This is a genomic window from Ruegeria sp. BHSC029, assembly GCF_059613085.1.
On record NZ_JBXWRU010000003.1, the window covers coordinates 54,408 to 74,151 of the forward strand.

Sequence of the window (19,744 nt, forward strand, 5' to 3'; positions counted from 1 at the left end):
GGGCCGCGAATCATGACGCGATGGCCCCATCAACGGGAGGAAATCATGAAACGAATTCTCAGCTTTTCAGCTGCTGTTGCCATGGTTGGCTCGGCTGTCTTTGCCGAGCCGGTCGTCGGCGTAAGCTGGTCCAACTTTCAGGAAGAGCGCTGGAAGACGGACGAAGCGGCAATCAAGTCTGCGCTTGAGGCCGGTGGGGCCGAATATATCTCGGCGGACGCCCAGTCGTCCTCGGCCAAGCAGCTGTCCGACATCGAAAGCTTGATCGCACAGGGTGTGGACGCTCTGATCATTCTGGCGCAGGACGCGCAGGCCATCGGTCCGGCCGTACAGGCCGCCGCGGATGAGGGCATTCCCGTCATCGCCTACGACCGCCTGATCGAGGACGATCGCGCCTTCTACCTGACCTTCGACAATGTCGAAGTGGGACGCATGCAGGCGCGCGCCGTGTACGAGGCGATGCCCAAGGGCAACTACGTCATGATCAAGGGTTCGCCTACGGATCCGAACGCGGACTTCCTGCGCGGTGGTCAGCAGGAAATCCTTCAGGCGGCGCTGGACAGCGGTGACATCGTGATCGTCGGTGAAGCCTATACTGATGGCTGGTTGCCCGCGAATGCGCAGCGGAACATGGAACAGATCCTGACCGCCAATGAAAACAAGGTCGATGCGGTTGTCGCGTCGAATGACGGGACCGCAGGTGGTGTTGTCGCGGCGCTGACTGCGCAGGGCATGGAAGGTATCCCAGTGTCGGGTCAGGATGGCGATCACGCCGCGCTGAACCGCGTGGCCTTGGGTACGCAGACCGTTTCCGTCTGGAAGGACGCACGCGAGCTGGGCAAGGCAGCCGGCGAGATTGCCGTCGCACTCAGCAGTGGCACCGACCCGTCGGAAATCGACGGAGTAGTCAGCTGGACCTCGCCGGGTGGAACGACGATGAATTCTGTCTTCCTAGCTCCGGTTCCGATTACCAAGGACAATCTGTCGGTTGTTGTGGATGCCGGATGGATCGCGCTGGAAGATCTGTGCCAAGGCGTCGAGAACGGCCCCGCACCCTGCAACTAAACTCCAAAGTCCCCGGCCTGCATGGGCGGGCCGGGGACGAATGCTGAATTTGAAAGATCGGAAATGACCGAAACTTCGTCTCAGCCGATACCTCAGAAAACCAAGCCAAGCCTGTTCCAACAGCTGGAACTGGACATGCGGCTTTTGGGTATGATCGGCGCATTCGTGATCCTGTGCATCGGGTTCAATATCGTCACTGACGGACGGTTCCTGACGCCCCGCAACCTCTTCAACCTGTCGATCCAATCGGTTTCGGTGGCGATCATGGCCTGCGGTATGGTGTTCATCATCGTAACCCGTCACATCGACCTGTCCGTTGGCGCTTTGCTGGCGACCACCTCGGCGGTGATGGCCATGACGCAGACCGAGTTGTTGCCGCGCGTGTTGGGGATGGGTCTGGACCATCCCGCCACCTGGATCATCACCATTCTGGTCGGTCTTGCCATCGGAACGCTGATCGGAGCGTTTCATGGCTGGATGGTCGGCTACCTGACCATTCCGGCGTTCATCGTGACTTTGGGTGGCTTTCTGGTCTGGCGCAACGTCGCCTGGTATCTGACAAGCGGGCAGACAATCGGGCCGCTGGACAGCAATTTCCTGATGTTCGGGGGAACGAACGGAACCTTGGGAACAACGGCAAGCTGGCTGTTCGGGTTGTTTGCGGCGGCCATTGCGATCTGGGCGCTGTGGGGCAGCCGCCGGGCCAAGGCGGCGCATGGCTTCCCGGTCAAACCCGTCTGGGCCGAGGCAACGCTCGCCGGGATCATTGCCGCAAGCATCCTGGGATATGTGTACATCCTGAACAGCTATGCCATTCCGACGCGCCGGTTGCAGCGTATGTTCGAAGCCCGCGGCGAGACGATGCCCGAGGGCCTGATCGTCGGATACGGCATCCCGATCTCGGTCCTGATCCTGATCATTGTCGCCGTGACCCTGACGGTCGTGGCCCGCAAAACCCGTTTTGGGCGCTATATCTTCGCGACCGGCGGCAACCCGGACGCAGCCGAGCTGTCGGGTATCAATACCCGCCTGCTGACCGTCAAGATCTTTGCGCTGATGGGTTTCCTGTGCGCGGTTTCGGCAGTGGTCGCCTCGGCGCGGCTGGCCAACCATTCCAATGACATCGGAACACTGGACGAACTGCGAGTGATTGCGGCTGCGGTCATTGGCGGAACCGCCCTGTCTGGCGGCATCGGCACCATCTATGGCGCGATTCTTGGTGCGTTGATCATGCAGGCGCTGCAGTCGGGCATGGCCATGGTCGGCGTGGATGCGCCGTTCCAGAACATCGTCGTCGGCAGCGTGCTGGTTCTGGCCGTCTATATCGACATCGTCTATCGCAAGCGATTGGGTGGAAAATGACGCAAGCGCAGGAAACTCAGAAAACGCCGCCGGCATCCGGTCGCGGTTCCGGGCAACCACCTCTGGTCGAGATGCGAGACATTTCGATCTCGTTCGGCGGGATCAAGGCCGTCGACCAGGTCTCGGTCGATCTGTATCCCGGCGAGGTGGTGGGATTGCTGGGGCACAACGGGGCTGGCAAATCGACGCTGATCAAGGTCCTGTCCGGAGCCTATCAGATGGACCACGGGCAGATCCTGATCGATGGCAAGCCGGTCGAGATCAACAATCCGCGCGACGCGCGGGCCAACAATATCGAGACAATCTACCAGACCTTGGCCCTGGCCGACAATCTGGACGCCACCTCGAACCTGTTCCTGGGACGCGAAATGACTACGCCTTTCGGTCTGGTCAACGACGCGGCGATGGAGGCCGAATGCCGTAAGATCATGGCGCAGCTGAACCCCAATTTTCAAAAGTTCAACGATCCGGTTTCGGCTCTGTCCGGTGGCCAGAGACAGTCGGTGGCCATCGCGCGGGCTGTCTATTTCAACGCCCGCATCCTGATCATGGACGAACCGACGGCCGCCTTGGGCCCGCACGAGACGCAGATGGTGGCCGATCTGATTCACCAGCTAAAGGCGCAGGGGATCGGAATTTTCCTGATCGACCATGATGTCCATGCGGTCATGGATTTGTGTGATCGGGCCTCGGTCATGAAGAACGGCAAGCTGGTCGGCACGGTCGATATCGCGGACGTGACCGACGACGATCTGCTGTCGATGATCATTCTGGGCAAGCAGCCCGGGCAAAACTCGGAATAGGGGGCAGGTATGACAAGCGGTTTCTTCGAGGGTATCGAAAAGGTTGAGTACGAAGGCGTAGACAGTCGGAACCCGCTGGCGTTCCGTCACTATGACCCGGACGAAGTGGTGTTGGGCAAGCGCATGGAGGACCATCTGCGCTTTGCCGTCGCCTGGTGGCACTCTTTCGCATGGGAGGGCGGAGACCCGTTCGGTGGTCCGACCCTTGTCCGCCCGTGGCACCCGCAAGACGACATGGGACGCGCCCGGATGAAGGCCGATGTCGCCTTTGAGATGTTTGAAATACTGGGACAGCCCTATTTCTGCTGGCACGACGCGGATATTCGCCCCGAACAGGGCAGCTTTGCCGAAAACCTGCGCACGCTCGAGGAAATCACCGACTATATCGGTGAAAAGATGCAGGCGTCGGGAACCAAGCTGCTTTGGGGGACCGCCAACATGTTCAGCCATCGCCGCTGGATGGGGGGTGCCAGCACGAACCCTGATCCGGACGTCTTTGCCTTTGCCGCAGCAACCGTGAAATCCTGTATGGATGCGACCCACAAGCTGGGCGGCGAGAACTATGTGTTGTGGGGCGGGCGCGAAGGCTACGAGACGTTGCTGAACACCGATCTGGGGCTGGAACTGGACCATATGGGACGGTTCCTGAACATGGTGGTCGACTACAAGCACAAGATCGGGTTCAAGGGCACCATCCTGGTCGAGCCGAAGCCACAGGAACCCTCCAAGCACCAGTACGACTACGACGCCGCAACCTGCATCGGGTTTCTCAGGAAATACGGGCTGGAAGACGAAGTGAAGCTGAACCTGGAACAGGGCCACGCGATCCTGGCTGGCCACAGCTTTGAACATGAGATCGCCGTGGCGGCGGCCGAGGGTATGCTGGGTTCGATCGACATGAACCGGAACGATTATCAATCTGGATGGGACACCGACCAGTTTCCCAACAACGTGCCCGAAGTCGCGTTGGCCTACTACTACATCCTCAAGGCCGGAGGGTTTTCGACCGGGGGCACGAATTTCGACGCCAAGATCCGCCGCCAGTCGATCGACCCCGAGGATCTTGTCGCGGCGCATGTGGGCGGCATGGACGTCTGTGCCCGCGGGTTGAAGGCCGCCGCCGCGATGATCGAGGATGGCGGGCTTGATGCCGCGTTGACCGACAGATACTCCGGATGGGGCAGCCCGGAGGCGCAATCCATGCTTGCCTCATCGCTGGATGAAATCGCGGCTCGAGTGTTGGCCGAAGGTATCAATCCCGAGCCTCGATCCGGAAGGCAGGAGCGCTTGGAGAACTACGTCAACAGGTTTGTCTGACGGCTAAAGGTTCAACGGTTCCGCGCCCGGAAGCCTAAGACTGGTTCGGTTTAATCAGCCGGCATTCATGACTTAAGACCGACTGTGCACCACCGGGCCATATTCGAATGCGTGTTGTGGGCGCCGGTCCTCCGCGGCGGGTGCCCCCGATCGACCCGCGTGCCTTCTGGCTTCAATCAGATGCCGGGACTACCAGCCCAAGTTCTTTGTCCGATGCCGTCCCGGCATATTTGTCCCGCGGTGGCATTGGCCTCGACTTCCAATGTGGCTCGAACGCAAAGCTCGACACTTTGCGGCCGCCCACCAACGCTCCGTTTCCGGCACCCAATGCATAGTCGTAGTAGAGTTTCACGATTTCGTCTTGTGTCACCTGCCCCGTGGCCTCATGGGCCATGCAGGCGGCTTTCCAGTTTCGGACTCTGTCGTACTCGCCGTTTTGCGGGAGTTCAAAGTCTTCGTAGTATTCCAGAAACCAGAAGCGCTGGAACATCGGTGTGAATACCGCCTCGGCCAACCCGAACTGATCGAACAGAAAAACACCGTTCGGGTTGTGGGTCAGAAGAAAGTCATTGAGGTCACGATAAAGCGCGAGCAGTTTTTCGTTGTGGGCATCTTTCTGCGCGGGGTCCTGGTTCATCACATAGACGTAGCCGGTCATCGTGAAGGCGCCCTCTTTGGCAATCAGCATCGACTCGACCGCATGCTCGGCCGGGTCGCTGCGCCGCAGCTTTGGCCCTTCGAGCATTTCATCGAGATAGCGCAGGATCACGAGGCTTTCCTTGATGATCTGCCCGTCCGGAGTCTCGAGAACCGGCAGAGCGGTCGTTCCGCGCGTTTTCTTCAGCAGCTCTGGATCGCGGGGTTTGGTGATGTCCACGACGCGGAACTCCACCCGGTCCCTCATCCCCCGCAACGCCAGCAGAATTTCAAGCCGCTGTGAAAAGGGACACACAGGAATATGATAGACGATGTGCTGGGTCATGACGTTCAATCCAATGGAGGGCCAGTAAATGACAGGTTGTACTTGGCGGCTACGGCCTCGATGTCCGGCATGTCTTCCGGAATTTTGTACTGGGCCGTTGCCATGGCGTGGAAAAAGCCCTCGAAACCTCCCGGTGTGAGAATGACAAGGTGACGGCTGGGCTCATCACCGATGACCTTGAACGTGTGTTCTTTTCCGCGGGGTATGAAGATGCTTTCGCCCGGGCCGACACGCGTTTCGACACCTTCGACCCAGACTTTGCAGACACCGGTCAAAATCACGAAGACTTCGTCTTCTGCCTGATGGATGTGCCGTGGCGGACCGCTTCCGACCGGCGAAAGGCTGTCTACAATCGACATGGCGCCCCCGGTTTCAGCGGGGTCCAGAATTGTTTTGTAACGAACGCCCTGCCATTCGAGCGTGGCGTCATCAACCAGATGATCATGCATCGCTTCTGTCCTTTGATCCGACATGAAACGAAAGCGCTTTCGGTACCTTACTTGTAGGCGCAAAAAACGGTATCAATCTAACGAAAGTTCATAATACACGGTATTACCAACATGAATTTCGCAACGCTTGATCTGAACCTGCTCCGTGTTCTTGATGCGATTCTGACGGCGGGGTCCACCACCAAGGCAGGGGAAAGACTTGGGGTCTCGCAATCCGCAGTGTCGAATGCGTTGAACCGCCTGCGGCACGCCTTGGGTGACGATCTGTTTGTGCGGCGGGGAAATCAGCTTGTCCCAACGGATTTTGCGGTTTCGATCAAGGACGGGCTGCGTGAGGAACTCAATCGACTGGAAAGTTTGCTGAGCCACAATGACGATTTCGACCCCAGGCAGGCATCCGAAACTTTCAAGATCGCGGCCAGCGACTTTTTCGCCGAGCTGCTGATGCCCGGTCTTGGGGGTGTTCTGAACCGCAAGGCTCCGAAGATGGTCGCGCAATTGGTGGATCTTGTTCCCGAGAACTATGTCGAGAGTATTGAGCGCTACAATGCTGATCTCGCGTTGATCCCGGATACAGATGCACCGGATTGGATCAGCAGAGAGGTGCTGTTCCGGTCGTCCTTCATGGTCGTCGGCCGCGTTGACAACCCATTCCTTGCACAGATCGAAGACGGCACCGAACTTCCGATGGAAACGTTCTGCGCCTTGTCGCATGTGCTGTTTTCACCCGAGGGTAAACTGGCGGCGATGGGTGATGCGGCTCTGGCGAAAGTTGGTCGGAAAAGGCACGTCGCGATGACCCTTCCGGTGTTTTCAGGGGTGTGCCGAGTGGTCAGTGCAAGCGATCTTGTGGCCTTGGTGCCTTCTCAGCTGGCCAGGAAGTTGGCGCCGGAGTTCGGCCTGAAGGTACTTGCCCCGCCGTTCGAAATCGAACCCGTCAACATCATAGCTATCTGGCACAGACGATCGGATGCAAATCCGATGGCAAAATGGATGCGGCAACAAGTGTTCGATCTGTTGAAGCCGCTGGACACCAGGTAGCCGGACAAGCGCGGGTTGAGTTTCTATTTGCTGACGATTTCCACGGTATAGGCGCGCCGGGCCGAGGCCGGCGGCGGCGGGAAGGGCGCGGCGGCCCGGACCTGCGCCAGTGCGACCTGATCCAGCCGGGCCGAACCCGAGCTGCGGGCGACGCTGACCGACGCCAGCGCACCGTTGTCGGCGATACGAAGGGCCACCAGAACCGAGCCTTGGATATTCACGCTTTTGCGACGGGCGCGCAAAATCTTGCGCTTGACCAGACCGGCATAGGTGCTGGCCTCGGCGTTTCCCTGTTCCTGCGCGGCGCGGTTCGTCCGTTTCGCCGAGGCCGCCCGCGTCGCCGCCTTGCCGGTGACGCTGCCCCTTTTGCGGCTGACCGCGGCATTGCCGGTCGGGGTGGGCGGTTTTGGAGGCCGGGCCTGTTGAGGCTCGGGTTTTTGCAGGGTCGGCGCATGGGCGTTCTGCCGCTGGGCCGGGGCCTGCGCCTGCACCCTGATGGCCGTCTGCGCGCGCGCACTGTCCGCCGGGGCCTCTGGCGCGGTCCGGGCCGGGGCAACGGGTGACTGCTGCGCGGCCGCCGGGGGCGGGGCTACGCTTCCGACCGCGTAATCCCGGAACGAGGACCCCAGCGCCGCAGGGGCGACCGCGCCACCGCCTTCGATGAGAACCGCCTCGTCCGTGCCGAATTCGAATAGGGCGGCGGCGTGGGTCGCAGCGGCCAGCACGACCAGCACGGCGGCCATGATGCGGGATTGCGGGATCATGGCAGGCCCCGCTCGGTCACGACGAAGACCCGGTTGGCGCCCAAGGCCCGCAGGGCGTCGCTGATCTGTTTCAGCCGCACCGCCGGCAAGGCCCGGTCGGGCACCAGCCGCACGGCGTCCAATGGCAGGTCGATCGAGGCGCGCTCGACATAGGCCGCTACGTCCGTCAGCTCGGCCCCGCGATATTCCAGCACGCCGTCGGCGCGGATGACCAGTGCATCCGGGGGCTCGCGCCCTTCAAGATCCGCCGCCCGCACCAATTGCACCGACTTGCCCAGGGGCGGCGCCAGCGTGCCCGCGATCATGAAGAAGACCAGCATCAGAAAGACCACGTTGATCAGGGCGATCGTCGGCTCGCGGCCGGGTTTCGTTTTGGGGGTCAGGCGGATCATCCGATGACCTGCGTGCTGAGCCGGGACACGGGCGCAAGGGCGGTCAGCAAGTCGATCAACCGCTGCGAGGTCGCCCCGCCGCCCAGGCTGATCAAGGCCAGCTGGTCGGTTCGGCCGTCGAACCGGGCGGCGATCGCGTCGGGCGCGACTTCGGTGCCGTCGATCAGGATGCGGTCGCGCTCCAGCTTGATGAACCGGATGGGCCGCTGGGCCTGCGCCCCGCCCGCCGCGGCGGTGGTCAGCTCGATCTCGGCGTATTTCGAAAAGGTCGAGGTGAGCATGAAGAACAGCAGCAGCAGAAAGATGACATCGATCAGGGACGTCATCGAAAGGTGCCGGCGCCGCCTTTTGCGGGTTTCAAGCGCCATGGGCCAGCACCTCGGAGGACGGGATGGCCGGGCGTGACGCGGCGGCGTGGCCGGGGGCAAACACCGTGCGCAGGGCGCGGTTGGCAAAGACCCGTTCGCGGGTCATCCGCGCTTCGAACCAAGTCAGGACCAGCGAGGTGGGCATGGCCACGGCCAGCCCCGCGGCGGTCGTCATCAACGCAACCCAGATGCCGCCGGCCAGCAGCGCCGGATCCACCGCGTTGCCGGCCGCCTGAAGAGTGCGGAAGGCCTCGATCATGCCCAGCACGGTGCCGAACAGCCCCAGCAGCGGCGCAAGCTGCGAGACCATGTCCAGCACGTTCAGCCCGCGTTCCAGCCCGGCAAAACGCGCCTCGGCCTCGGCATCGGCGCGGTCCATCAGTTCCGGGCCGTGCCCGTCCAGCGCCATGGCGACCACCGGCGCCAGATAGCTGCGGCTTCGGTCCAGATGCGCGCGCGCGGTTGCCCGGTCGTTGCGGTCCCAGGCTTCGATGGCCTGCGACAGCTCGACATGCCGCCCGACCCCGGCGGCCTTGTACTGCCACAGCTTGTAGAGGATCAGCGCCATGGTCGCGACCGAGGTTGCGATCAGCACGGCCACGACCGGGCCGCCCAGGTCCAGAATTGCGGTCAGTCTTTGCAGAAACGCATCCATCGGGTCATCCAATCAATTCGGTCTCGAGGCGGCTGCGCAGCGTCAGGCCGGATAGGCAGGCATCGGTCAGATCGCCGGGATAGGCGCAGTCCTGCACCCCGTTGATCAGGATCCGGCTGATCTGATTGCAGGCCAGGCCGGCGAATTTGAACTGGCGTACGCGGGGCCGCCCGGCGGGCAGGTCCTGGAAATCCAGCAGCGTCAGCAGGGCCACTTCGCCTTGCGCGCCGAACAGCACCGTTTCATAGACGGCGCCGCCGATATCGGCGGGATGGGCGTTTTCGACCACGAAGCTCAGCAGGCAGCCCTGATCCTGGTCCACGGCCGAGCTGAGCTCGATCGTGACGCCGCCCGCGTCCTGCGTGTTCTCGGCACTGGCCAACCCCGCCCCCGCGATGGGGGGCAGGGCCAGCAGGACCGCCGGAACAAGATTTTGCATGGCTTTTGTCATGACGGGTCCTTTCCCTTGTGGGTTCAGAAGGTCTTGGCGAGGGTCAGCTTGAAATTCCGGCCCGGCGAATTGCGGGTCGACAGGTTCGGCTGATAGGCCTTGTCGAAGATGTTCTCGATCCCGGCGCGCAGTTCGAACCCGGCCAGCGCGCCCTCTTGCGGCAGATAGGTCGCGCGCAGGGTGTTCACCCCGTACCCGCCCACCGGATCGCCCGAGGAATCGAGCCCCGACTTGGCGCCGAAGATCTCCCAGCTGACATCCAGGGTTTCGCCGAACCGCTTGCCCAGGGTGATCCGCGCCGAATCCGTGGGTTCGTTGCGCCACGGCGATCCGATGCCCGCCGCGCTGAACTCGGTGGCGTTCACGATGTTGGCGTTGAAATCGACGTAGAAGCCCGTGGCATGGGCATAGGAGGCCTCGATCTCGACGCCCTCGGTTTCGACCTTGGACAGGGGCTGGGACGGAGTGCCCGACACGTACGAGGTGATGTCCCACAGATCGGTGCTGTAGAAATTGACCTTGGCGCGCAGGGCGTCGCCGGCGGCGAAGATGTCGCCGCGGTCATAGGAAAAGCCGGCCTCCCAGGTGCGGGATTTCTCGGGCTGGGTCATGTAGAGCGGTGTGCCCAGATCGTCGATGATCGGCAGGCTTTCGGTATAGGCCCCGCCCGCGAACACCGCGAAGCCGCTGGCGAATTCGTAACGGGCCGACAGGCCGCCCATCAGCGCGTCGTTGTCATAGCTGGCGTTGAAGGGCGCGGCCGCGTCGCCGTTGCCCTTGATGTCCTGCGTTTCATACCGCAGCGCGGGCGTGACGGTCAGCTGGTCGCCGAGCTGGATGTCGTCGACGGCAAACAGCGCGACGCGGCGGTCGGTGCCGCCCGGCGCCGATGGGGCGTCCAGCCGCTCGCGCTCGATGAATTCCAACCCGAACCGCAGATCATGCGACGCGGCCCCGGTCTGGAAATACGCGCTGTTCTTGATCGTCAGCTTGGTGGTTTCGTAATTGTGCGTGGCATCGGCCAGCGCCCGGATGCCGGGGAAGAAGGGCGTTCCCTCCAGGCTGGACGAACCGGGCACATAGCTGCTGTCGATGGACTGCTCGGAATAGCTGAGATTGACGTCCAGATCGACCAGATCGTTGCCGGCCGGCCGGTACTGATAGCGCAGAACGGCGATCCGGGTTTCGATGTCGCGGTCCACGTTGCCGAAGGCGTCCGCCGTCGTGCCGAAGGAATCATAGGGCACGTCGCGCTCTTCCGAGGAGGACTGGTTCCAGGTCGCGGTGATCGAATGCTCAAGGTTGTCGCCAAAGCTGTATTTCCCCTTGGCCAGCAGCGACGGCAGGGTAAAGGCGCTGTTGCCGATCGTGTCGCCGTTCCCGTCCTTCTGATCGCTTTGGTCGCGATAGGTGTAGTTGAACAGGAATTCGGTCTGCCGGTTGGGTTGCCACGCAAGGATCGACGACGAGGCAAAGCCGCTGCCGTTGGAATACCCCTCGAGCGTCTGGCGGAAGCGGAACCCCGGTTCGCCACCGGTAAAGTCGGACGCGTCCTTGGTTTCCAGCTGAACCACGCCGCCGACGACGCCCGAGCCGTATTCGAAGGACCCCACCGTGCCGCGGATGACCGAGACGCTTTTGTACAGCTGCGGATCGGTGAACATCTGGTTGCCGATCCGGTACAGCTCTTCCGCGCCGGTGGTCGCGCCGTCGACAAGGATCAGAACCTTCTGGTCGGTGCCGAAGGTGCCGTTGGCCCCGTATCCGCGGATATTGATGCCCGATCCTTGCGGGGTCGAGCCGTTCACCAGGGTGACGCCGGGAACCGAATCGATCAGTTCGGCCACCGTGTTGGCCTGACGGTCATCGATCTCTTCCTGGTCGATATTCGTGACCGGAACCGCGGTGGCGGTCTGGATCTCGCGTTTGCTTTCGCCCAGTTCCAGGGTCCCGAGGAACCCGTCATCCTGTTCCTGCGCCCAAACCATGGACGCCGACAAACCAAGGCAAGAGGCCGTCACAAGCAGGCCTGCAATATAAGTACGCGCGCGCATTTCTGTCCCTTCGAAACAAGTGTGAGGACCGGAGATGCTTGCAGTTCGCTGGCGCTGGTCAGTTTTTTTGCTGTTTTTTGGAATCGCCTTTTCGCGACGACTTGTGCTCGTTAATAAAGGTGACTAAAACAGTCAACATAGTTTCGTGCCTTTAATTTCGGCACTGCCAGCAGGGCCCTGTTTGCGATCGGCGCCCGGGCCAGCACCCCCTTGGAACCACGAAGAAGACGGGAAACCCGCTATGGAACAGGTGCTTATGGCTCCTCAGGATATTCGTGCTGCCTATGCGCAGAAGACAGGCCAGCGAGACCGCGATTTCGCGGAATCACTGGGGTTGAGCGAGGGCCAGCTGGTCGCGGCCTTTGCCGGGCAGGGCGTGACGCGGCTGACCCCCGGCCTTAACGGGCTGTTCGGCCAGTTGGCCGGCTTGGGCGAGGTCATGGCGCTGACGCGCAACCCATCCTGCGTGATCGAAAAGATCGGGCGATACGACAATTACTACAGCGGCCAGCATGCCGCGATGGTGCTGACCGAAGAGATCGATCTGCGCATGTTCCCCACGCAATGGCACCATGTCTTTGCCGTCGAGCGGGAAACCGAGGCCGGTCTGCGCCGCTCGATCCAGGTGTTCGATGCGGCCGGGGACGCGGTTCACAAGATCATCCTGCGCGATGGCTCGGACCTGGGCCACTGGGACAGCTTGGTCCGGACACTGGCTGCCGAGGATCAAGGCCAGACGATGGCGGTCGCGCCGCGCAAACCGGCCGAAGCGCCCAAGGCCAATGCCGACAAGGCCGACGCCCTGCGCCGCGAATGGGCAAAGATGACGGACACGCACCAGTTCCTGCGCCTGACCTCCAAGCTCAAGATGAACCGGCTGGGCGCCTATCGCATCGCGGGCGAACCGCTGGCCCGCGCGGTTGATCCCGCGGCGGTCACCAGCCTGTTCGAACAGGTGCGGGACCGGCAGATCGAAGTGATGATCTTCGTCGGCAACCGCGGCTGCATCGAGATCCACGGCGGCCCGGTGCAAAATCTTCAGCAGATGGGGCCGTGGTTCAACGTGCTGGATCCGGGCTTCAACCTGCATCTGCGCAGCGATCACATCGCCGAGGTCTGGGCCGTCGACAAGCCGACCCAGCGCGGCCCGGCGATCTCGGTCGAGGCCTTCGATGCAGACGGCGCCCTGATCCTGCAGACCTTCGGGCGCCGCACCGGCAAGGCCGATCATCGCCCCGCCTGGGATGCGCTGGTGGCGGCGCTGCCCGGCCCGGCCGCTGCCGGAGCGGCATGATGCGGGGCTTGGTGACACTCTGCGCGGCTTTGCTGGTTTCGGCGGCGGCCGCGCAGGCCGAGAGCAAACGCGTGATCGCCATCGGCGGTTCGCTGACCGAGATCGTCCATGCCTTGGGCCAGCAGCACCGGCTGGTCGGCCGTGACCGCAGCTCGACCTGGCCGCCCGAGGCGGCGGATCTGCCCGATGTCGGGTATCGCCGGGCCCTGTCGCCCGAGGGCGTGCTGTCGGTTGCCCCCGACCTGATTCTTGCGCTCGAAGGGTCGGGCCCGCCCGAGACCATCGCTGTGCTGCAAGAGGCCGGCGTGGATTACGTCACCATTGCCGACGAGTTCTCGCGCGATGGCGTCATCGACAAGATCCGCGCCGTGGGGGCCGCGTTGGGGGTCGAGGCCGAGGCCGAAGCCTTGGCGGGCGAAACCGCGCGCCGGCTGGACCGGGCGCTGGCCGAGGCGTCCGCCGCGCAGGACGCGCCGGTGAAGGTGCTGTTCCTGCTTTCGGCACGGGGCAGCGAGTTTGTCGTCGGCGGGGCCGAGACCCAGGCCGATACCATCATTCGGATGGCCGGAGGCAAAAACGCAGCCGCCGATGTGACGGGTTTCAAGTCGATGACGCCCGAAGCCATGGCCGCCACCGCGCCGGACGTGATCCTGATGATAGAGCGTCAGGGCGGGCCGATCCTCTCGGAGGAAGAGCTGTTCGCGCTGCCCGCGGTCCGGCTGACCCCGGCGGGGCGGAACCGGGCGCTGATCCGGATGCCCGGCGCCTATCTGCTAGGCTTCGGCCCGCGCACCGCCGACGCGGTCATGGATCTGTCGGCCGCATTGCGGGGCGTCGGGGGCTCATGACGCTGGCACTGGACAACGGCGCGCCCCCGACCGCCGCGGCCCGCAGGTCGCGGGCGGCATGGGTCACCCTGGCCCTGGTCGGCCTTCTGGCCGTGACCAGCATGGCCAGCATTTCGGTCGGCGCGTCCGAGGCCTCGTTGAAGATGGCCGTGTCGGATCTGCTGCATGGCCGGGGCCTGTCGGATCTGAACCGGATCGTGCTGTGGGACATCCGCCTGCCGCGGCTGGCGATGGGCATCCTGGTCGGGGCGGCGCTGGCGGTGTCGGGCGTGGTGATGCAGGGGCTATTCCGCAACCCGCTGGCGGATCCGGGCATCGTCGGCGTCAGCGCCGGGGCGGGGCTGGGCGCGATCACCGCCATCGTCTTCGGCAACCTTCTGCCCGCCGCCGTTCTGGCCTGGGTCGGCAGTGGCCTGGTCGCGGTTGCCGCCTTTCTGGGCGGCTGGGCGTCGGTTCTGATCCTCTATCGCGTTTCGACGCGCCAAGGGCAGACCTCGGTGGCCACGATGCTGCTGGCCGGCATCGCCCTGGCCGCCCTGTCGGGCGCGGTGTCGGGGGTAATGGTGTACATCGCCGACGATCAGCAGCTGCGCGATCTGACCTTCTGGGGCATGGGGTCGCTGGCCGGCGCAACCTGGACCAAGGTCGCCACCGCCGCGCCCTTGATCCTGGCGTCGATCCTGTGCGCGCAGCGTCTGGCCCGCGCCCTGAACGGCCTGGCCATGGGCGAAGCGGTGGCGCATCACATCGGCATTCCGGTGCAACGCAGCAAGAACATCGCGATCCTGACGGTGGCCGCCGCCACCGGCGCGGCCGTGGCCGTGTCGGGCGGGATCGGGTTCATCGGCATCGTCGTGCCGCATCTGCTGCGGCTGGGCACCGGCCCCGATCACCACCGGCTGCTGGTGAATGCGGCCTTGCTGGGTGCCGCCCTGCTGCTGGCCGCCGACATGATCAGCCGGGTGATCGTGGCCCCGGCCGAGCTGCCGATCGGCATCGTCACGGCCATTCTGGGCGCGCCGGTGTTCTTCTGGATCCTGCTGCGCCGCCACGGATCGATGGGAATGTGAATGATGAAAGCCGAAAATGTCAGCGTCCGCATCGGGCGCAAGCAGATCCTGCGCGACGTGGATTTCCTGGCCGAACCCGGACAGGTCACCGCGATCATCGGGCCCAACGGCTCGGGCAAATCCACCTTGCTCGGGGCGCTGTCGGGCGACATCCCGTACACCGGCCGGATCACCCTGAACGGCCTCGACATCGCGGCCCTGCAGCCCCGGGAACTGGCGGAGGTGCGGGGCGTTCTTCCGCAATCCTCGGCGGTCGCCTTTCCCTTCACCGCGCTGGAAGTCGTACGGCTGGGCCTGCCCGGTGGCCTGGCCGACGGTGACGACACACTGCCGTCGCGCGCCCTGGCGCATGTGGATCTTGCGGGGTTCGAGCCGCGCTCGTACCAGAACCTGTCCGGCGGTGAGCAGCAACGCGTGCAGCTTGCGCGCGTTCTGACCCAGGTCTGGAGCTCGGTGCGGCGCGACAGGCCGCGCTGGCTGTTGCTGGACGAACCCGTCGCCAGCCTGGACATCGCGCATCAGTTCACGGTTCTGCGCATCGCGCGCGAATTCGCCGATCAGGGCGGGGGCGTCGTGGTCGTGATGCATGACCTGAACCTGACCGCGTTGTTTGCCGACAAGGTCTGCGTTCTGTCGAACGGAGAGGTCTGGCGCACCGGGGCGGTTTCGGATGTCATGACCAACGAGGTGATGCGGCAGGTCTATGGCATCGATCTGCCGGTCAGCACGCTGCCGGCAACTGACGTTCCGTTTGTCTTGCCGCAGGCTCTGGTTTGAGGCCCAATCCCCACTGAACCAAACTGCATTGCAGCCAAATTTCATGCTGCAGGCGTACCAATCCAACGTACGGTCCCACGGGCTTCACCCCGACGCGTGGGACCGTTATTCCGAATTTAGCGAAACCATTTTGCGAGAATTTCGAAACCGTGACCCCGGTTCGAAGTTGCGCTTGATGGGTCAAACGGCAGGTGCTTCACTTTTTTCAGTGCGGGGCGTGTTCACATGCGAAACGCGCTCAATACACCCGAGACGCTGACCCGATCTCGACGATCAGGCCCGTCTGCCTGGTCGCTTTCGATCAACGAGAATCAGCGCCGAAGACGACCAACATGGAGAGATGCAACATGAACAAACTTGCTACGTTACTGGGGGGCGCATCGATGGCGGTCGCTGCCCCGGTTTTTGCTGCCGATATCGTGATCGGTGTGCCGAACTGGGCGTCGGTGAACGCCACCGCGCACATTCTTGAAGTCGTTATCGAAGAAAACCTTGGCCTTGATGTCGAATTGCAGAACGGCACCAACCCCATCGTCTTCGAAGCGATGGATTCCGGCGCGATGCACGTCCATCCGGAAGTCTGGATGCCGAACCAGCAGAACCTGCACGACACCTATGTCAAGCAGAACGGCACAGTCGTGATGAACGAGAACCCGGTTCAGGCCGAGCAGGGTATGTGCGTTCCGACCTACATTGCCGAGGAATATGACATCAAATCCATCGACGACCTGAGCGATCCGGACAAGATGGCCATCTTCGACACTGACGGAAACGGCACCCCGGAGGTCTGGATCGGCGCACCGGGCTGGGCGTCGACCGTGGTCGAGAAGATCCGCGCCAAGTCCTATGGCTATGACCAGATCTTCGAACTGACCGAGTACGAAGAAACCATCGCCTATGCCAACCTGGCAAACGCGACCAAGGCCGGCGATCCGTGGATCGGGTTCTGCTACAGCCCGCACTACATCTTCGTGACCCAGGATCTGACCGTGCTGGAAGAGCCGCCGCATGATCCGGCCACCTGGACGATCGTTCAGCCGACCGATGACCCGGACTGGCTGGACAAGTCCGAGGCCTCGACCGCGTGGAACGGGGCAACTCTGCACCTGCACTACGCCAAAGAGCTTGAGGAAAATCACCCCGAGGTCGCGGCCCTGTTCCGCAACTACCAGATGCAGGGTGATGATCTGAGCGCGATGGGCAAGGCGCTGGCCGTGGACAACATGGAAGCAGCCGATTTCGCCCGCCAGTGGGTGGCTGAAAACGAAGACACCGTTATCGGCTGGCTGACGAACTAAATCACAAACGCATGGGGCCGTCGCGACTGATCGCGGCGGCCCTTTGCCTGTTTGCCGGGATGCAACCCCGTAGATGAGGGGCAAATGGACGAACCTGTCGTAAAACTAGAAAATGTCTGGAAAATTTTCGGCGCACGGGCCGAAGAAGCCATGGCTGCGGTCCGGAATGAAGGTATTGGAAAACCTGAAGTTCTTGAAAGATTCAATTGCGTGGTCGGCGTTCAAGGCGCCACGTTCGAAGTGCCGCGCGGCGAGATTTTTTGCATCATGGGCCTGTCGGGTTCAGGCAAGTCGACCCTTGTGCGCCATGTCAATCGCCTGATCGAGCCCACGGCCGGAAAGATCGAGATCATGGGGCAGGACGTGTCCAAGATCTCCGAGTCCGAGCTGCGTCGCATTCGCGCCCAGCAGATCGGGATGGTGTTCCAGCACATGGCGCTGATGCCGCACCGCTCGGTGCGCGACAACGTGGCCTATCCGCTTGAGATCCGCAAAGTCTCGAAATCCAAGCGCTGGGCGGTGTCCGATCATGCGCTGGGCCTGGTCGACCTGACCGGTTACGAGGACCGGCTGCCCAAGGAACTGTCGGGCGGGATGCAGCAGCGCGTGGGCATTGCGCGCGCGCTGGCCTCGGACCCTGAAATCCTGTTGATGGACGAACCGTTCTCGGCACTGGACCCGCTGATCCGGCTGCAATTGCAGGACCAGTTTAAGGCTCTGGTTGCGCAACTGAAAAAGACCACGCTGTTCATCACCCATGACCTGGACGAAGCGATCCGTATCGGCCACCGCATCGCCATCATGAAGGACGGTGTGATCGTCCAGATCGGCACGCCCGAGGACATCGTGATGAACCCGGCCGACGACTACGTGCGCGAGTTCGTGCAGGGCATATCCAAGCTTAAACTGGTCAAGGCACATTCGATCATGGAGCCGTTGGACAGTTATTCCGGCCCGCTGGATGGCGCGCCGCGTGCCGATGAGGGCGCAGACCTCGACCAGCTGATCGACCTGGCCGTGAACACCGAGCTTCCGGTGGTGATCACCGATGGCGGTCAGGATGTCGGCGTCGTGACCAAACCACGCCTGTTGCGCGGAATTCAGGGGGGCAAAAATGACTGATGCAACCACGGAATTGAAAGTCACGGCCGCCTCCGACATCGAGGTGGACCGCGAGGCGCTGGATCGGTCGATCCATGAATTCGCCGGCCCCAACGGTGACTATTATGTCAACGCCTTTCACAAGATCCACGACGCGACCAGTCCGATCCCGAATACGTTCAACCTGTGGGCGGCGGTGCTGGGGCCGTTCTGGTCCGCCTCGCGGGCGATCTGGGGAATGTTCTGGACCTTCCTGATCCTTGAGATCATCGCCTGGGTGCAGATCGGTCGCGGTGCCTGGGGTAACCCGGGGGCCGATCTGGCCGAACGCGCGGCCCGTCAGCAGGAACGCGCAAATGAGCTGCTGGCCCGCGCGGCGGATGCAACCGAGAAGGCAGACATAGACCGGTTCAACAAACTGGCCGCGAATATCCAGAAAGCGGCTGACAGCAGCCTTGAGAAAGCGCAGCTGGCACAGTCCGAAGCCCTGGGGATCATGGTCACCGGGCTTCTGATGCTGCTGGTTTTCAAGCTGGTTCAGGGGTTCTACGCTGACCGGGTGTACGAAAAACAGTACTCGAACTGGCGGATCAACCCCGACAACACCGAAAGCGGCCGCTCGACTCGGAACACGGTTCTGGGGGCAGTTCTGATCGCTGCGATCGGACCGCTGATCGTTTACAAATTCACGGTGAATGCCTCGCTTCCGCTGCTGGATGCCTTCCCCGAGAAACAAGTCTCCGAGATGATACTCGGGCCTGATCAGGGAACACTGTTCTCGGTCGTGGCCAGCTGGATGGAGGCCCGGATCGACGCCGCAGCCGCCGCGGGCGGAGACATTTTCGACGGGATCGTTGCCGGTGTGCGCTCGGTTCTGGACGGGCTGACCGTGGCCCTGATCGGGTCGCCCTGGCCGGTGGTCATGCTGGTGATCTGCGTGACCGCGTGGCGCGCGGCGGGTCCGCGCGTGGCGATCTTCACCGCCGCGTCGTTGGCCTATATCGCGCTGCTGGGCTATTGGGACGTGGCGATGGAGACGGTGGCTTTGGTGGGCGCGGCCGTGCTGCTGTGCGTCACCTTCGGCATTCCGCTGGGCATCTGGTTCGGCAAATCCAAACGCGCCTATCGCGCGGCCGAGCCTGTGCTGGACCTGATGCAAACCCTGCCGGCCTTCGTCTACCTGATCCCGATCATCGCCTTCTTTGGCACCGGCAACCCGCCGGGCATCCTTGCTACGATCATCTTCGGCATGCCGCCGGTGATCCGCCTGACGGCGCTGGGCATGCGCGGGGTGCCGGAAAGCATCAAAGAGGCCGCCGTGGCCTTTGGCGCCTCGAAATGGCAGTTGCTGAAGGACGTGGAAATCCCGCTGGCGCTGCCGTCGATCATGACCGGCGTGAACCAGACCATCCTGATGTGTCTGTCGATGGTCGTGATCATCTCGCTGATCGGCGGCGGGGGTCTGGGCAAGGAAATCCTTGAGGCGCTGCAATACGCGGCCAAGGGGCCGGGCCTGCTGGGTGGCTTTGCGATCCTGTTCCTGGCCATGGTCATGGATCGCATCGTTCAGGGCGCCTTCCGACGCGAAGACGAAAAGATCTGACGCGACAGCCGCCCCCCGGGTCACCCGTGGGGGCGGTTTCATTTAAGGGC

20 protein-coding genes are annotated in these 19,744 nt (G+C 62.8%); 12 read left to right on the plus strand and 8 right to left on the minus strand.

What is annotated here, in order from left to right:
- The first annotated feature begins 45 nt into the window (after positions 1–45).
- From xylF to xylA, 4 genes are all read left to right on the plus strand, one after another.
- A complete protein-coding gene (gene xylF / locus AC2FML_RS07295) occupies positions 46–1,065 on the plus strand; it encodes a D-xylose ABC transporter substrate-binding protein (protein ID WP_093965002.1) in 1,020 nt (339 codons plus the stop codon).
- A 63-nt stretch (positions 1,066–1,128) separates the two neighbouring features.
- A complete protein-coding gene (locus AC2FML_RS07300; protein WP_170339578.1) occupies positions 1,129–2,427 on the plus strand; it encodes a sugar ABC transporter permease in 1,299 nt (432 codons plus the stop codon).
- A 71-nt stretch (positions 2,428–2,498) separates the two neighbouring features.
- Positions 2,499–3,230, plus strand: coding sequence for an ATP-binding cassette domain-containing protein (locus tag AC2FML_RS07305; protein WP_093965003.1), 732 nt, complete (start codon positions 2,499–2,501; stop codon positions 3,228–3,230).
- A 9-nt stretch (positions 3,231–3,239) separates the two neighbouring features.
- Positions 3,240–4,547, plus strand: coding sequence for a xylose isomerase (gene xylA / locus AC2FML_RS07310; protein WP_496782599.1), 1,308 nt, complete (start codon positions 3,240–3,242; stop codon positions 4,545–4,547).
- 172 nt (positions 4,548–4,719) lie between these two features.
- Here the strand turns inward: xylA and AC2FML_RS07315 are convergent, their stop codons facing one another.
- Together AC2FML_RS07315 and AC2FML_RS07320 are read right to left on the minus strand one after the other, a co-directional pair.
- The gene (locus tag AC2FML_RS07315) at positions 4,720–5,529 is read right to left on the minus strand and encodes a glutathione S-transferase family protein (protein WP_170339582.1); all 810 of its coding nucleotides are present in this window, start codon (positions 5,527–5,529) and stop codon (positions 4,720–4,722) included.
- Positions 5,530–5,534: 5 nt separating this feature from the next.
- Positions 5,535–5,978: a cupin domain-containing protein gene (locus AC2FML_RS07320; RefSeq protein ID WP_170339584.1), complete on the minus strand. Its 444-nt coding sequence runs from the start codon at positions 5,976–5,978 to the stop codon at positions 5,535–5,537.
- A gap of 111 nt (positions 5,979–6,089) precedes the next feature.
- On the opposite strand from AC2FML_RS07320, the gene AC2FML_RS07325 reads away from it, so the two are divergent.
- Positions 6,090–7,019: a LysR family transcriptional regulator gene (locus tag AC2FML_RS07325; protein WP_170356977.1), complete on the plus strand. Its 930-nt coding sequence runs from the start codon at positions 6,090–6,092 to the stop codon at positions 7,017–7,019.
- A 23-nt stretch (positions 7,020–7,042) separates the two neighbouring features.
- Here the strand turns inward: AC2FML_RS07325 and AC2FML_RS07330 are convergent, their stop codons facing one another.
- Genes AC2FML_RS07330 through AC2FML_RS07355 form a run of 6 tightly spaced genes read right to left on the minus strand, consistent with a single transcriptional unit; the run spans position 7,043 to position 11,703 of the window.
- Entirely contained in the window at positions 7,043–7,783 is a 741-nt protein-coding gene (locus AC2FML_RS07330) for an energy transducer TonB (RefSeq protein WP_496782600.1), read from the minus strand.
- Positions 7,780–8,175, minus strand: coding sequence for an ExbD/TolR family protein (locus AC2FML_RS07335; RefSeq protein WP_496782602.1), 396 nt, complete (start codon positions 8,173–8,175; stop codon positions 7,780–7,782). The genes AC2FML_RS07330 and AC2FML_RS07335 overlap by 4 nt, the downstream gene beginning before the upstream one ends.
- Positions 8,172–8,543, minus strand: a complete 372-nt coding sequence (locus AC2FML_RS07340) for a biopolymer transporter ExbD (protein ID WP_496782604.1) — start codon at positions 8,541–8,543, stop codon at positions 8,172–8,174. Before AC2FML_RS07340 ends, AC2FML_RS07335 begins: the two co-directional genes overlap by 4 nt.
- Positions 8,533–9,198 carry a MotA/TolQ/ExbB proton channel family protein gene (locus AC2FML_RS07345; RefSeq protein WP_170356980.1) on the minus strand — a complete coding sequence of 222 codons (666 nt, stop codon included), beginning with the start codon at positions 9,196–9,198 and terminating at the stop codon, positions 8,533–8,535. Before AC2FML_RS07345 ends, AC2FML_RS07340 begins: the two co-directional genes overlap by 11 nt.
- 4 nt (positions 9,199–9,202) lie before the next feature.
- Positions 9,203–9,649: a hypothetical protein gene (locus AC2FML_RS07350; RefSeq protein ID WP_496782606.1), complete on the minus strand. Its 447-nt coding sequence runs from the start codon at positions 9,647–9,649 to the stop codon at positions 9,203–9,205.
- Between the two features lie 23 nt (positions 9,650–9,672).
- Entirely contained in the window at positions 9,673–11,703 is a 2,031-nt protein-coding gene (locus AC2FML_RS07355) for a TonB-dependent receptor domain-containing protein (RefSeq protein WP_496782608.1), read from the minus strand.
- A 241-nt stretch (positions 11,704–11,944) separates the two neighbouring features.
- Between AC2FML_RS07355 and AC2FML_RS07360 the strand changes: the two genes are divergently transcribed.
- From AC2FML_RS07360 to AC2FML_RS07390, 7 genes are all read left to right on the plus strand, one after another.
- Positions 11,945–12,997: a hemin-degrading factor gene (locus tag AC2FML_RS07360; protein ID WP_496782610.1), complete on the plus strand. Its 1,053-nt coding sequence runs from the start codon at positions 11,945–11,947 to the stop codon at positions 12,995–12,997.
- Entirely contained in the window at positions 12,997–13,845 is an 849-nt protein-coding gene (locus AC2FML_RS07365; protein WP_496782612.1) for a heme/hemin ABC transporter substrate-binding protein, read from the plus strand. Before AC2FML_RS07360 ends, AC2FML_RS07365 begins: the two co-directional genes overlap by 1 nt.
- Positions 13,842–14,915, plus strand: coding sequence for a FecCD family ABC transporter permease (locus AC2FML_RS07370; RefSeq protein ID WP_496782614.1), 1,074 nt, complete (start codon positions 13,842–13,844; stop codon positions 14,913–14,915). Before AC2FML_RS07365 ends, AC2FML_RS07370 begins: the two co-directional genes overlap by 4 nt.
- Complete coding sequence (locus AC2FML_RS07375; RefSeq protein ID WP_496782616.1) at positions 14,916–15,692, plus strand: heme ABC transporter ATP-binding protein; 777 nt, start codon at positions 14,916–14,918, stop codon at positions 15,690–15,692.
- Positions 15,693–16,039: 347 nt separating this feature from the next.
- Complete coding sequence (locus AC2FML_RS07380) at positions 16,040–16,990, plus strand: ABC transporter substrate-binding protein (RefSeq protein ID WP_170356986.1); 951 nt, start codon at positions 16,040–16,042, stop codon at positions 16,988–16,990.
- Positions 16,991–17,074: 84 nt separating this feature from the next.
- A complete protein-coding gene (locus AC2FML_RS07385; protein ID WP_170339611.1) occupies positions 17,075–18,112 on the plus strand; it encodes a quaternary amine ABC transporter ATP-binding protein in 1,038 nt (345 codons plus the stop codon).
- Complete coding sequence (locus tag AC2FML_RS07390; protein WP_093964482.1) at positions 18,105–19,694, plus strand: ABC transporter permease; 1,590 nt, start codon at positions 18,105–18,107, stop codon at positions 19,692–19,694. Before AC2FML_RS07385 ends, AC2FML_RS07390 begins: the two co-directional genes overlap by 8 nt.
- Positions 19,695–19,744: the final 50 nt, after the last annotated feature.

Bases quoted from the DNA above. Each gene is read 5' to 3' on its own strand.
- xylF (WP_093965002.1), top strand. From the start codon at position 46: ATGAAACGAATTCTCAGCTTTTCAGCTGCTGTTGCCATGGTTGGCTCG.
- AC2FML_RS07300 (WP_170339578.1), top strand. From the start codon at position 1,129: ATGACCGAAACTTCGTCTCAGCCGATACCTCAGAAAACCAAGCCAAGC.
- AC2FML_RS07305 (WP_093965003.1), top strand. From the start codon at position 2,499: ATGCGAGACATTTCGATCTCGTTCGGCGGGATCAAGGCCGTCGACCAG.
- xylA (WP_496782599.1), top strand. From the start codon at position 3,240: ATGACAAGCGGTTTCTTCGAGGGTATCGAAAAGGTTGAGTACGAAGGC.
- AC2FML_RS07315 (WP_170339582.1), bottom strand. From the start codon at position 5,529: ATGACCCAGCACATCGTCTATCATATTCCTGTGTGTCCCTTTTCACAG.
- AC2FML_RS07320 (WP_170339584.1), bottom strand. From the start codon at position 5,978: ATGCATGATCATCTGGTTGATGACGCCACGCTCGAATGGCAGGGCGTT.
- AC2FML_RS07325 (WP_170356977.1), top strand. From the start codon at position 6,090: ATGAATTTCGCAACGCTTGATCTGAACCTGCTCCGTGTTCTTGATGCG.
- AC2FML_RS07330 (WP_496782600.1), bottom strand. From the start codon at position 7,783: ATGATCCCGCAATCCCGCATCATGGCCGCCGTGCTGGTCGTGCTGGCC.
- AC2FML_RS07335 (WP_496782602.1), bottom strand. From the start codon at position 8,175: ATGATCCGCCTGACCCCCAAAACGAAACCCGGCCGCGAGCCGACGATC.
- AC2FML_RS07340 (WP_496782604.1), bottom strand. From the start codon at position 8,543: ATGGCGCTTGAAACCCGCAAAAGGCGGCGCCGGCACCTTTCGATGACG.
- AC2FML_RS07345 (WP_170356980.1), bottom strand. From the start codon at position 9,198: ATGGATGCGTTTCTGCAAAGACTGACCGCAATTCTGGACCTGGGCGGC.
- AC2FML_RS07350 (WP_496782606.1), bottom strand. From the start codon at position 9,649: ATGACAAAAGCCATGCAAAATCTTGTTCCGGCGGTCCTGCTGGCCCTG.
- AC2FML_RS07355 (WP_496782608.1), bottom strand. From the start codon at position 11,703: ATGCGCGCGCGTACTTATATTGCAGGCCTGCTTGTGACGGCCTCTTGC.
- AC2FML_RS07360 (WP_496782610.1), top strand. From the start codon at position 11,945: ATGGAACAGGTGCTTATGGCTCCTCAGGATATTCGTGCTGCCTATGCG.
- AC2FML_RS07365 (WP_496782612.1), top strand. From the start codon at position 12,997: ATGCGGGGCTTGGTGACACTCTGCGCGGCTTTGCTGGTTTCGGCGGCG.
- AC2FML_RS07370 (WP_496782614.1), top strand. From the start codon at position 13,842: ATGACGCTGGCACTGGACAACGGCGCGCCCCCGACCGCCGCGGCCCGC.
- AC2FML_RS07375 (WP_496782616.1), top strand. From the start codon at position 14,916: ATGATGAAAGCCGAAAATGTCAGCGTCCGCATCGGGCGCAAGCAGATC.
- AC2FML_RS07380 (WP_170356986.1), top strand. From the start codon at position 16,040: ATGAACAAACTTGCTACGTTACTGGGGGGCGCATCGATGGCGGTCGCT.
- AC2FML_RS07385 (WP_170339611.1), top strand. From the start codon at position 17,075: ATGGACGAACCTGTCGTAAAACTAGAAAATGTCTGGAAAATTTTCGGC.
- AC2FML_RS07390 (WP_093964482.1), top strand. From the start codon at position 18,105: ATGACTGATGCAACCACGGAATTGAAAGTCACGGCCGCCTCCGACATC.